Below are 13,227 nucleotides of genomic sequence, written 5' to 3'. Positions count from 1 at the left end.
TTACGACATAATGCCATAGGATATAAAAAGTCTACTATTTAAAAATCAAATTAAATACGTTTCGTCAATCTTGAAGATTTGCTTGACGACTAATGGTGGTTTGTATTCCTCAAAAGAAGAAACATTTTCATCTAACCCTTCAAAAAGGTTAATGTAAGTATAAACAAATGAAGCAATAAAAACTTGTTGCTCAAAAGAAATTTTATCAACTTGAAGCTGTAACTCATCTTGACCATCAATTACTAATTGTTTATCATCACAACAATTTTTGGTCGAAATAGAACATCCTTCAGTTGAAGGGTTTTCCATTTCCATTCCACAAGTTTCGGCTTTTGAGAAGATTGCAGTATCTACTAAATCGTCACCACAATAATGCATATTTACAGTAAATGACATCGTAGAGAATAACACTACAAAAGCCATTAGTAAAGACACTATTTTATGAGATACTTTTTTCATTTATGTTACAAAAGTAACAAATTATAATGATTCTAAATAATTTTAACAATATTTAAGAAAAATAGAAATAACAATTATCGCTCTAAAATCTTAAAATAGCTTTTATTTATACTAATAGCAATTTAACTTAAACAGTTATTAATAATACTCTAGATTGTAGCCTTTACTTTTTTCATTTTCCAAGTTTTAATATTCTTAATGCCCCTTGAATTACTAATACAAAAACAATTGTTCCGATAATCAAATCAGGTTTACTTGAACTCAACCAATTTACCAAAACTCCTGCTATTATTACTCCCAAATTGATTATCACGTCATTCGAGGTAAAAATCATACTAGCTTTCATATGCGCTTCTTCTTTGCTCTTTGATTTTTGTAAAATGTAAAGGCAAATTCCATTTGCAATCAATGCTAAAATCGAAACAATAATCATTGTTGAAAAATTGGGTAATTTTTCCTCTCCAAAAAATCTTCTTAATACTTCAATAAAGCCTATAACAGCCAATGCTATTTGGAAATAACCTGCTATTTTTGCAATCCGTTTTTTCTTTATCACTGTTCCTCCAACTGCAAACAGGCTAATTCCATAAACAAAGCTATCTGCCAACATATCTAAACTATCAGCAACAAGTCCCATTGATTTTGAGATAATACCCGTTGTCATCTCAATAATAAAAAAGGCAAAATTTATGATAAGTACAGACCAGAGCAATTTCTTTTGACTCTTGTTTTCTTCGAAATTTACTTGTTCGGTTTCTTGAGTTGAAATTTTCTTTCCTCCTAAATTCAAATCAATAACTGATCTCTCAATGAAATCAATTTCACCAGTATGAAAAACTATCAATTTTCGATTTGGTATGTCAAATTTCAAATTAGCTATCTCGGAAATTCCATCCAATTTCATTCGGATTAGGTTTTCTTCTGAAGGACAATCCATTTTTGTAATTTCAAATATTGTTTTTTTCATAATAATTAACAACGTCTTTAGTTTTCATTTGCATTTCTCTGCTTTGATTCTGATTTTTAAAGATAGTTTAATACTAAAAATATTAAATTATCAAAACCAACGTTTTGCTTTTTTTGAATACGTTTCATATTCATTACCAAATTCTTGTTTTAGAAATGCTTCTTCTAATCTTATTTGTGTATTGATACTTGTTGTGGATAATGAGATTACTAATAGTGTAAAGGCGTTTGGAATTACCAGAAACAGCCCAATATTAGCAAACATTATTCCAAGGAAAATTGGGTTTCGTGAAATTGAAAACAATCCTTTTGTTATTAATGTTGTCTTGTTTTTCTCATCAATTCCAATTCTCCACGAATTAGCCATTTGTGATTGAGCAATCCAAACTACGATTAGAGAAATAATTAAAAAGCCCCAACCTACTTTAGATAAAGTGTCATTTTCTAAATACCAAAAAGGAAGTAAATATTTGTACCATTCAATTTTAAAAGCATAAATTCCAACAACGATTAGCTCCAAAGAAGAAATTATTGAAAATATTTTACCATTGTAACCGTGTGCATCATCTGTTTGGTTAAAGGTTAAGGGATTTATTCCAGTTTTTTTCCAAAGTAGTAAAGACCTTAATACAAAGATAAGTAAGAAATAAACTATTAAGTAAGTGAATAAATACATTGATTATTATTTTAATTTTTGTTATTACAAAAGTGTTATAAAAATCAATGCAATGGAAGTGCAATTATTATCCACTACACTTATCACAAATACCCTTTACCACCAAGTTTACATTTTCTGAAATAAAACCATCAGGAACTGTAATTTTCGGAATTTTGTTTTCTGTTAGACAAATAGTTTTGTTACAGTTTGTACAATGAAAATGCAAATGCAAATCAGTTTCAATTTCACAATTACAATCCTTTTCACACAATGCATACTTTGTTATTCCTGTACCATCATCAATTTGATGGACAATATCTTTTTCCTCAAAAGTTTTAATTGTACGGTATAAGGTAGTTCTATCTGCTTTTTCAAAAGCATTTTCTATATCACTCAATGTTACTGCGACCTCTTTCTCAACTAGGAACTTATAAATTAACATACGCATTGCAGTAATGCGTATGTTTTTTGATTCTAATACTTGTTCAATTGTTTCCATAATTAATGTTCGTGTTCAGCTTCACCTTTTTTCATTTCAGCAATGAGATAGTAGGCGTTATTATAAGCAAATTTTGTTTTTGCTTTTACCTCTTCAGCAAATTTAATTGACACCCAATTATCACTTTTTTCACCAATAAATACTTCTATAGGATTAAAACTCCATTTGTTATTTTCTTTTTCTACAGAGAAAACATAAAATTTATCTCCATCATTGATGACTGCACTTTCAGGTAATGCTTTTGTTTGAGCACTTTTAACTTGTATTTTACCTTGAATATACATTCCTGGAATTAAGTTTCCTATTTTATTTTCTATTTCTGCGTGGAGGTGAACTGCTTTAGGGTTGTCTTCAAAGGTTTTTCCTACTGAATATATGGTTGCTGTTAATTCTGTATCGGGAATTGATTGTACCATAAAGCTAACTTTTTGTCCTTTTTTTACTTTATATACATCTTTTTCAAAAACCATAAAATCTGCGTGAACGTGAAGTGTATTTACAATTTCAAATAATTCGGTTTGTGGTTCAACATATTGGCCAATTTTCACCTCTACCTTTTGCACAAAGCCTTCAATTGGGCTACGCAATGCGATTTGTTGCGCAATAGTTCCGTTACGGACAGAAGTTGCATTGACGTTTAATATTTTTAATTGTGCTGCTAAACCATTTACCATTGCTTTTGAAGCATTGTATTCTGCCTCTGCCTTTTGGAAATTAGCACCAGAGCCCACACCAGCATCATATAACTTTTGTTGACGTTCATAATTCTTTTTTTGAAAAATACTATTACTATAAGCATTTAAGTAATCTGTTTGGAGCTTTATAATATTTGGATGTGAAAGGTAAGCTACTACTTGACCTTTATTAACTTTATCTCCTTCAATTACCTTTATCGATACTACATTAGCACCTACTACAGAAGTAATTGCAGCTTCGTTTTGTGGAGGTACCTCCAATGAACCATTCACTTCAATATAGCCACTCATATTGCGTAATGCGAGTGTATCTATTTTCATTTTAAGTGCTTCAAACTGTTGTTGAGAGAGCATTACTTCTTCCTCATCGTGGTGTTCTTGGTTTGCTTCAGTTTTAGGCTCTTCATTATGTGAATCACCATCATTTTCGTTGTGTTTTTCTTTATTGCCACAGGCTGCAATAAAAACGACTATTATTGCTATAGTTAGGATTTTATATAATCTATTTTTCATTGTCTTATTGATTAAAATATTGTAATTGAAATGTACTTTGTAAATAATTGATTAATGCGGTTTGGGATTCCAATTCAGATTGAATAGCTTCTTTTATCAATTGTGTAAATGACGTATAATCAATTTCCCCTTCTTTATATGCTAATAAAGCACCCGATTTTTGTTCTTTTGTTACTATTAGTACTTTATCTTTATAAAATTCCCAAGTAGCTTTCCATTTTTTATAATTCTCGTGTGCTTGTACATATTTCGATTGTACTTCCCTTTTTTTGAATTGCAGATTTGTTTCAGCAATTTCTTTATCTATTTTAGTTGTTTTTATTTGCGCTTTGTTAGTGCCAGATAAGAACGGAATTGAAATACCAGCTTGATAGCTATAAAATCCTGAATTTCCATCAATTTTTTGATTACTACCTTGTAGATTAAATTTAGGTAAATTATTTGTTTTAGCAGCTTTGTAATTTGCTTCTGCTTCGCTTACTTTATTTTGTGATATGCTATATAAAGGGTGTTGTTCAATTTGAAAAGTCTCATTAGTTTCCAAATTAACGTCCAACTCATCTGAAACGGTATAGAAGTCTTCTGAAATTAACCATAGATTTAATTGCTGTAATGCAATTAAATAATCACTATATGCTTGTGCTTTTTTACTTTGCACTTGTAATGCTTGGTTTTTAGCTGCCGAATACTCTAATTTTGAAATCGCCTCTACTTCATAGTTTAAAGCTACTGCTTGTTCAAAGTTGGAATAAATTGAATCTAATTCTGTAAAAAGATTGTATTTTTTTTTCATTTGGTAACAGTATGCCCAAGCTTTTTTAACTTCTAATTCTAAATCCATTTCAGATAATTGATAGGCTTTTTGTGCTAATTGAATACGTTGTTCCTGTAATCGTTTTTTTGCACCTATCCCAAATATGTCTATGTCAGATTGACCTAACCCAATGGTTGTGTAGATTCCAGAACTGCTGTTTAATTCTTCGCCACCCGTAAAAATATCAGTTGTTCCAAAATCATAAGCTGTGCTTTTTAGTTGTTCTTGTTTTGAAACTTCTAATTTCTTTTGTTTTAAAAGGGGATAGTTCGATTTCGATAATTCAACAGCTTCGTCTAAAGAAATTTTTGGAAGCGTATCTATTTTCTCTTGTGAAATTATATGTGTTGGAATCCCTAATGTAAAAACCAATATAGCTGTAGTTATTACCACCTTTTTATTCATCTTAAATTTTAAAGAGTTATTTTCTACCCAATGGTATAAAATAGGTAAAACAAACAAGGTAAGCAATGTAGAGGTTAACAAACCACCAATAACTACAGTTGCTAATGGGCGTTGTACTTCTGCACCAGCTGAAGCAGAAACAGCCATTGGTAGGAAACCTAGAACATCTGTAAATGCTGTTAACATAATAGGTCTGATTCTTCTTTTTGTACCTTCTAAAATTCTGTCTTTTAAATTGGTTACGCCTTCATCCTTTAACTCGTTTAGACCGCTTACCATTACTAAACCATTTAAAACTGCAACACCAAATAGGACAATAAAACCTACACCTGCTGAAATGCTAAATGGCATATCACGTAACCATAAGGCTACAACACCACCAATGGTTGCCATAGGGATTGCAATGTAAATCATTAATGTTTGCGGTAAGGATTTTAGTGCAAAGTATATTAAAATAAAAATAAGTAATAATGCAATAGGTACAACTGTTTGTAAACGATTACTGGCGCGTTCTAGATTTTCGAAAGCACCACCATAACGAATAAAATAACCCGAAGGTAATTCAAGTTTTGCATCTAATTTTGATTTTAATTCTGTAACTAGTGATTTTACATCACGACCTCTTACATTAATACCTACATAGGTTCTTCTGTTTGTATTATCCCTGCTTATTTGCATAGGCCCTGCTTTATAGGATATTTCAGCAACTTCACGTAGTGGAATTTGAGCACCAGATGGCAAATTGATAAACAAATTTTGAACATCGGTTATATCTTTTCGGTTTTGAGCGTTCAGCCGTACTACCAAATCAAAACGTTTCTCACCTTCAAAAATTACACCTGCGTTTCCTCCTGCAAATGCTGATTGAACCATTTTGTTGAGGTTGTTTATTTGAAGCCCATATTGTGCTAACTTATTTCTATTATAAACAATGGTCATTTGTGGTAAACCTGTAGTAGCTTCTGCTTTCATATCGCCAATACCTTCAGTACCTGCAATAATTTTAGCTATTTCTTCAGCTTTTTTAGATAGGATGTGAATGTCTTCTCCATAGAGTTTAATTGCAATGTCCTCTCTAACACCTTCGAGTAATTCATTAAAACGCATTTCGATAGGTTGGGTAAACTCATAATTTACACCAGGAACGATTTCAACCGCTTCTTTCATTTTCTCTATTAATTCATCTTTTGATTCAGCTGTAGTCCATTCGCTTTTAGGTTTCAGAATTACAAATACATCAGCTAAATCCATTGGCATTGGGTCTGTTGGTATTTCAGCAACACCAATTCGACTTACAATTTTATCTACCTCTGGAAAATTTGATTTTACAATTTGCTCTATTTTAGTGGTAGTTTCAATAGTTTCTGTAAGTGAACTACCGGGTTTTAGAATAGCGTGAAATGCAATATCTCCTTCATCGAGTTGTGGAATAAATTCACCACCCATTCGGGTAAACATAAAGACAGCTAGTGCAAATAGTCCTATAGCAACACCCATTATAAGTTTTCCTTTTTTCAAGGCTTTTTCTAATAATGGTTGATATTTGTTTTCTACCCAATGCACAAATTTATCACCATATGATTTTTTATCTGATTTAGGTACTCTTAAAATTAAAGCAGACATCATTGGCACATAGGTTAGACAAAGTAACATTGCCCCAATCATAGCGAAAATGAAGGTTAGCGCCATTGGTTTGAACATTTTACCTTCAATACCTTGTAACGCCAAAATTGGTAGGAATACTATAAGGATAATCAACTGACCAAAAAACGCTGCATTCATCATTTTTTTAGATGCAGAAGATGCTATGCTATCACGTTCTTTTGAGGATAGCTTTTTCTTTTTAAGTACTTGTGATGCGATTAAAAACACTGTAGTTTCAACTATAATAACAGCGCCATCTACAATAATTCCAAAGTCGATTGCTCCTAAACTCATTAAGTTAGCCCAAACATCAAAAACATTCATTAAGATAAATGCAAATAATAAAGACAATGGAATGGTTGAAGCTACGATTAAACCCCCACGCCAATTACCCAACAAGAAGATTAATACAAAAATTACAATTAATGCACCTTCTATTAAGTTGTTTGATACTGTAGAAGTAGTTTCGCCTATTAATTTGCTTCTATCTAAAAGCGGTTCAATAACTACACCTTCAGGCAAGGATTCTTGAATTAGTTCCATTCTTTCCTTTACATTGTCTATTACATCATTGGAATTAGCTCCTTTGAGCATCATTACCAAACCACCTACAACTTCGCCTTCACCATCTTGTGTTAAAGCACCATAACGAATTGCAGCACCGAATTGTACTGTTGCAATATCATTAATAGTAACAGGAATATTATTAACAGTTTTTACCGTAATCTTTTTAATATCTTCTAAACTACGCACCAATCCTTCACCACGAATAAAATTAGCTTGATGATTTTTTTCGATATAAGCACCACCAGTATTTTGGTTGTTTGCTTCAAGAGCTTCAAATACATCAGAAATAGTTAAGCCTATTGACTTTAAATCGTTAGGGTCAACAGCTACTTCGTATTGTTTTATTTTGCCTCCTACAGCATTTACCTCTACAACACCATCAACCATTGCCATTTGGCGTTGTACTATCCAATCTTGCATTGTTCTTAAATCGGAAATTGAATACTTATCCTTAAACTCTGGTTTTACTTTTAGAGTATATTGATATATTTCTCCTAATCCTGTTGAAATAGGACCCATTGAAGGTTCTCCAAAACCTTCGGGGATTTGTTCTTTCACTTCGTTTAGTTTTTCTGCTACTAATTGACGTGGAAGATATGTTCCCATATCATCATCAAATACAATGGTAACAACTGATAAACCAAAACGTGAAATTGAACGAATTTCTTCAACATTTGGAAGGTTACTCATTGCAACCTCCACAGGATAGGTGATTATTTGTTCAATATCTTCTGTTCCTAAATTTGGGGATTGTGTAATTACTTGTACTTGATTGTTTGTAATGTCTGGAACGGCATCAATGGGTACTTTGGTTATACTCCAAACACCTGCTCCTATTATGGTGAGCGTAAGCAAACCAATAATGAATTTGTTATTGATTGAGAAATCAATGATTTTATTAATCATAAAAAATGTATTAATTCAGTTAAACTATTTGATATTAGCCACTATTAAAGCTAAATATCAAAATGATAAAAGACCTTTTATGGTTCTTTTGAGGATATAATTATCCTATAAAAACTGAATTAAACTTGCGGTGGTTGTAGGATGGTAGGATGGTAGTCTTTTTCCAACCTATATGAAAAATGAATTTCTTCTGTAGTAGTAACTGGACTGAAAACAGCATAATCCATTACATTGTAATTTGTAAAACTAATTTGGCAACATTGACAACTGCAAAAAGGCGAACAAAAATCACCATCTTGATGTTGATGATTGTCATCCGTAGCTTGTGATATTTCTACTTTCACTTCCTCATTAGATGAGTTAGAATCTTGACAAGGCACTAAATTAAGTGCAAAGATATAAATTGATAATATAGCTGCTATTATTTTCACTGATGCAAATATATAAATAATTTGATGCAATGCTTGTGCAAATAACTTAAGGTTGAAAAAACATATTTTGTCATAATTTTCAGCAATTCTAGTGATAGTAATCAAATTCAGGGAAATGATTAGTTGTAGACAATTATAAATAAAGTTTCATTTTAGATGGTTTTCAACTAAAATTAATGAAATTACTTATTTTGAAATATTATTTAACTAATTCTATGCAAGGATTGTTAAAGTTACATTTAAGAAGTTTATTTAGACTAATAATCGTTACATTTGAATTGTTAGGTTTTCATAGACCTAATCTTTTTCATAGCAATTTTCCCCATCTTTTAAGATGGGGTTTTTATTTCCTTTTATCTATTGAACATTCATCAAAGCTGATAAGATTGAACATTGCACGCATTCGGCTTCTTACTCGGTTTCCGTATCGTTTTTCAATTTCTTGAGCGTTGAGGTTTGTGGTGATGTGAGTTATGCTTCGACTCCGCTCAACAACCAAACTATTATTTATAAATAAATCATATCTAGATAATAGAATTTCTCCCATAACATTGCATTCTTTTGCATAGTGGCTGCCTGTTGGTTCTACCCCTAAATCGTCAAAACAATAGTTTTGGTTTTGGTTGTACTTTTCTAAAACATCATAGCCTTTTGCATTGAAATTGAAAACAATATTCCTGGAGGGAATGAGTTCGTAATTGGTTTTGTGTGGTGCCAAATGTAGCAATAATTTCATTAAACTTGTTTTTCCACAACCTACTGGACCAGATAGTAATAAACCTTTGTTGGTGTCGATTCCCATTTGAGCACAGCTGTAATGATCCTGGATAAAATAATTGCATAGTTTAAACAATAGCGGTTCGTCTTCTTTATAGATTTTGAAATTTTTCCCAAATAACAAATGGCCTTTTATGTTGAGATAGGTTTTTATTTTTTCGAAATCGTAATGAACTGTATTATTTCTAATTTCTCCTATCTGGAATTTTGAGGTTCCTTCGATTTTTATGTGTGGTTGTGGGTTCATAGATTTTTGTATAGGTTGATGAGATTCTGAAACAAGTTCAGAATGACGAATTAAAGTGGTTCGTTGTAGTTTTTGTTTTGGTTGGTGTGAAGGTTGTCTTGATCCTGGTCAAGTGGTAAATCTGTGTTTTGATTTGTTTTTGATTTTTTTCGTGTTGATATTTTAAAATCATCAGTTTTTAGCATCCAGCTTTCTGCAGCTGCCTGCCAATTTTCAATTGGAGTGTTTCCTTTTTTCCAACCTACAGATTCGTAATAGTTGAAGAATTTTTCAGCTTCATTTTCTGACCAATTCTTTTTTTTGAAAAAATTTAAAACCTCTTTTATAGAGAGAGGTTTGTTATTGTTTATATTATGTTTATTAATGTTTATATTAGATACCAGTGCTTGTCCATTTATGGTAGAGTCTAAATACAACTCTTGCTTATCACTTGTACTGAAATTAAACAACTTCACTTTGCTGCCTTTAAACGGATTATGAGAAGGTTTGTAAAGAATATATTTCCAATGGCTTAACTCTTTAATACAGCGGTGATATGTTGTATTTGAACCTATTTTAGAAAACTTCATTACTTCTTCTCTGTTTATATAAAATTCATCTGGAAATCGACTAAAATTCCAAAATTGAAATAATGCAACATACAGACTTATATGTGTTGGATTCAAACGTGTATCTTTTGAAAATTGATGAAAGATACCGTTGAGATGTTTTATGTAATTTATTTGCTCCATAGGGAAAGATTCCGCATCAAGTGCGGAATGACGTTAGAATTAAAATTTGTTATGAACACTGTTTTCTTTCATCACTTTTTCAATTTCTTCTGCATCGTAAAAAATGATACCACCAATTTTTGTGTATGGCAGTGTTCCATTGATTCGTAATGTTTGAAGTGTTCCTGGGCTTACTTTTAACAGCTCCATCAACTCATTTGATTTTAAATATTTTTTTTGTGATACAGCAGTCGTTTTTTGAAGTAGACTTTTAATGTCATCTAATAATTCAATTTTAAACTCTCTTAAATCATCTGTGGTAATAATTTGTGTTGGCATTGATTCAGCATTTTTTAAATTAATAATTGTTTATAGCGATTTGACTTTCGTGCTACAAAGCTGAATAGTTTTATTGAGAATCTTTAGGTAGTCATTAGGTAGTACCTAAAAAATTTAACATTTTAAAAACACCAACCCACTAAATATCAATGCTTTAAGAATTTTATATTTTTTAAAAAGTTAGAATTTAGAATTACACAGGATTCAATTTCAAAAAAAAGGTATGTTTATCAATGAAAAAAGACGCTTTTTTAATAAAAAACGCCTCTTTTTTTAATTTTAGGTAGTCGTTAGGTAGTCCTATTTATTTTATAACATTATAAAAATATAGGCAACTAGAAAACAGATAGTTAAGTGATGAAATATATTATGATTCAATTCTATTAATGAGTCCTATTTTTAAAGAATCTAAAAATTTTGTTTGATCTTTCTCTCTAGCTTTAATCTGCTCAAAAATTTTATAAATATTACCTAATTCAATTTCAAAAAGTAGCTCAATTACATTTTTTATTTTTTTAAGTTCTGCTCTTCCATTTCTTAAAACGCCTGATTCTTTTAAAGCGAAAATTAATTCAACCAAATCTGTTTTTGTTCCTGTCCAACTTAAATCTTTTAAAATGGCAGGTTTAACCTCTTCGATAACTACTGCATTTGATTTCTTGTTTTTAAGTATTTTCAACTCATTAGAAAAAAATGCAATTAATAAATCGTGTGCAATAATTTTTGATACTAGGTAATCGTGACTGGTTGTAAATTCTGGGTCTTTAAAATGATGTGATCTATCCACAAATAAATCTAACTGCTCAATATCTCTTAAAAAATAAAGGTGATCTAGTTTATTTTCTTTTAACCTATAATACTTTACAAATTCCAACTGTTTCCATTTTCTTCTATCTAACTTGTTAAGTTCATTGCTAATGTACTTCTGTTGTTTTGAGTTACCAGAAATTGGTTTTTCAAGTAAATAATTGTGTAACCATTTAAAGTACTGAAGTCTCCCTTCTACATACGGTTTTTGGTATTTAAAAAAGGTAATTTCTTCTTTTTTTGAAGTAAATTTTTTAGACCTTACTAGACTGCTAAATTCATTTAAACATTCTCTTGATAGTGTAATACCTTGTTTTAAAACTGTTATGTCCTTCAAGTTCGATTTTTCAATTAATACAATAGATTTCTTATACCTATTAAAGGTTGGGTTAATTCTTTTCATAATGGGTTTTTCAATTTTTTTAGCCGCCTAAAAATAATAAAAAAACCCAAATAATAGTTAACTACTTGATTTACTCTGAATTTCTTCTGAATTATGCTTTGATTTATTATTTAATAGTGTTTTCAAAGCCTTCATATCATCACTAACTTTTCTTTCAATAACACGTGCATAAATTTGTGTTGTTGCAATTTTTGTATGACCTAGAATTTTCGAAACTGTTTCAATTGGAACTCCATTTGTTAATGTTACTGTAGTTGCAAATGTATGTCGCGCCATATGAAAAGTAAGGTTCTTTTTAATTTTACAAGCATCTGCAATTTCTTTTAAATAACTATTCAATTTTTGATTAGACAGTGATGGAAATATGGTGCCATTTACAGCTGCTCTTTCATTATTTTTGTACTTATTAATCAAGCTTTGAACCGGGTCAAGAATTGGAACTTTTACTGGAGTGTTAGTTTTTTGTCTTTTAGTTATTATCCATTTGCCCCCATCAATACCCAAAACAATATTATCCTTTGTAAGTTTCATAATATCTACATAGGCAATTCCTGTATAACTACTAAAAATGAATAGATCCTTTACTAAATTTAATCTTTCAATATCTGTACTATAATCTTGAATGCTTTCAAGTTCTTTCTTCGATAAAAATTCACGTTCCTTCTTGATAAATGAAGGCTTATATTTTACAAAAGGGTCTCTTTCAATCCATTCCATATGAAAGGCCATTGTAACCATTTTTCTTAAACGCTGCATATGTTTAATAATGGTATTATTTCCAATTCTTTTCTTATTTCTTGATAGCTTATAACCTCTTAAGAAATTATCGAATTTAACTAGAAACGAATAATTTAGTTCTCTCAAGTAAATATCAGAGGTTTTATACTCCTTTAAAACAAATTCCATTAAGTAACCTTGTGTAGTTTTATAAAGACCTAGAGTGGCTTTGTGTAACTTGTGAGCAAAATTTGTGTTATGGTAATCAATAATATTTTGAAGTGAGTAATGTTGTTGGTCAATTCCTAAATAACGCGCTTTAATAACTTGTGAAGTGATTAATTTATTTTCAGAAACTAAATCCTGATACGCTTTAAATATTGCTGCTTGCGTTTGGTCAATATAATTATTGAGAGCTCTAGCTTCTTGACCGTTCCCTTTTAATCGAGATTTAGATTTATCCCAAGATTCAATGGAAACTTTTCTTTTCAAGCTAATATTAACTCGTTTTTGATTTACAGTAATTCTAGCAAAAAGGTCGGCTTCATTATTTTTTGCACGTGAAGCATTTATCCAGAATAGGATTGAAAAAGTGTTTTGGGTTTTCATAGTTACGTCTTTTTTAAGTTAAACTTTTTATAAGACGAAAGTCAAATCAACTATGGATATT

At 30.7% G+C, this 13,227-nt stretch carries 12 protein-coding genes; all 12 read right to left on the bottom strand.

The window, feature by feature from the left end:
- Positions 1–45: 45 nt before the first annotated feature.
- The 12 genes from MHL31_RS13905 to MHL31_RS13850 all read right to left on the bottom strand — a co-directional run bounded on the left by MHL31_RS13905 (position 46) and on the right by MHL31_RS13850 (position 13,166).
- Positions 46–459, bottom strand: coding sequence for a hypothetical protein (locus MHL31_RS13905; protein ID WP_240226552.1), 414 nt, complete (start codon positions 457–459; stop codon positions 46–48).
- Positions 460–631: 172 nt separating this feature from the next.
- Positions 632–1,426: a cation transporter gene (locus MHL31_RS13900; protein ID WP_240226551.1), complete on the bottom strand. Its 795-nt coding sequence runs from the start codon at positions 1,424–1,426 to the stop codon at positions 632–634.
- A 90-nt stretch (positions 1,427–1,516) separates the two neighbouring features.
- On the bottom strand, positions 1,517–2,101 hold the full coding sequence (locus MHL31_RS13895; protein WP_240226550.1) for an isoprenylcysteine carboxylmethyltransferase family protein: 585 nt from the start codon (positions 2,099–2,101) through the stop codon (positions 1,517–1,519).
- A 67-nt stretch (positions 2,102–2,168) separates the two neighbouring features.
- Positions 2,169–2,582 (bottom strand): Fur family transcriptional regulator, encoded by a 414-nt coding sequence (locus MHL31_RS13890; protein ID WP_115839033.1) that lies wholly within the window; start codon positions 2,580–2,582, stop codon positions 2,169–2,171.
- Between the two features lie 2 nt (positions 2,583–2,584).
- Positions 2,585–3,790: an efflux RND transporter periplasmic adaptor subunit gene (locus MHL31_RS13885; protein WP_240226549.1), complete on the bottom strand. Its 1,206-nt coding sequence runs from the start codon at positions 3,788–3,790 to the stop codon at positions 2,585–2,587.
- Positions 3,791–3,794: 4 nt separating this feature from the next.
- The gene (locus tag MHL31_RS13880; protein ID WP_240226548.1) at positions 3,795–8,126 is read right to left on the bottom strand and encodes a CusA/CzcA family heavy metal efflux RND transporter; all 4,332 of its coding nucleotides are present in this window, start codon (positions 8,124–8,126) and stop codon (positions 3,795–3,797) included.
- Between the two features lie 119 nt (positions 8,127–8,245).
- Positions 8,246–8,557 carry a DUF6660 family protein gene (locus tag MHL31_RS13875; RefSeq protein WP_371824148.1) on the bottom strand — a complete coding sequence of 104 codons (312 nt, stop codon included), beginning with the start codon at positions 8,555–8,557 and terminating at the stop codon, positions 8,246–8,248.
- Positions 8,558–8,900: 343 nt separating this feature from the next.
- A complete protein-coding gene (locus tag MHL31_RS13870; RefSeq protein ID WP_240226546.1) occupies positions 8,901–9,581 on the bottom strand; it encodes an ATPase in 681 nt (226 codons plus the stop codon).
- A 50-nt stretch (positions 9,582–9,631) separates the two neighbouring features.
- Positions 9,632–10,312 carry a hypothetical protein gene (locus MHL31_RS13865; protein ID WP_240226545.1) on the bottom strand — a complete coding sequence of 227 codons (681 nt, stop codon included), beginning with the start codon at positions 10,310–10,312 and terminating at the stop codon, positions 9,632–9,634.
- A gap of 39 nt (positions 10,313–10,351) precedes the next feature.
- Positions 10,352–10,630 carry a helix-turn-helix domain-containing protein gene (locus MHL31_RS13860; protein ID WP_240226544.1) on the bottom strand — a complete coding sequence of 93 codons (279 nt, stop codon included), beginning with the start codon at positions 10,628–10,630 and terminating at the stop codon, positions 10,352–10,354.
- A gap of 367 nt (positions 10,631–10,997) precedes the next feature.
- A complete protein-coding gene (locus tag MHL31_RS13855) occupies positions 10,998–11,840 on the bottom strand; it encodes an RteC domain-containing protein (RefSeq protein ID WP_240226543.1) in 843 nt (280 codons plus the stop codon).
- A gap of 57 nt (positions 11,841–11,897) precedes the next feature.
- Positions 11,898–13,166, bottom strand: a complete 1,269-nt coding sequence (locus tag MHL31_RS13850) for a site-specific integrase (RefSeq protein ID WP_240226542.1) — start codon at positions 13,164–13,166, stop codon at positions 11,898–11,900.
- Positions 13,167–13,227: the final 61 nt, after the last annotated feature.

It is taken from the genome of Lutibacter sp. A80 (assembly GCF_022429645.1).
Taxonomy (GTDB): domain Bacteria; phylum Bacteroidota; class Bacteroidia; order Flavobacteriales; family Flavobacteriaceae; genus Lutibacter.
This window is presented reverse-complemented; position numbering and strand designations above follow the sequence as displayed.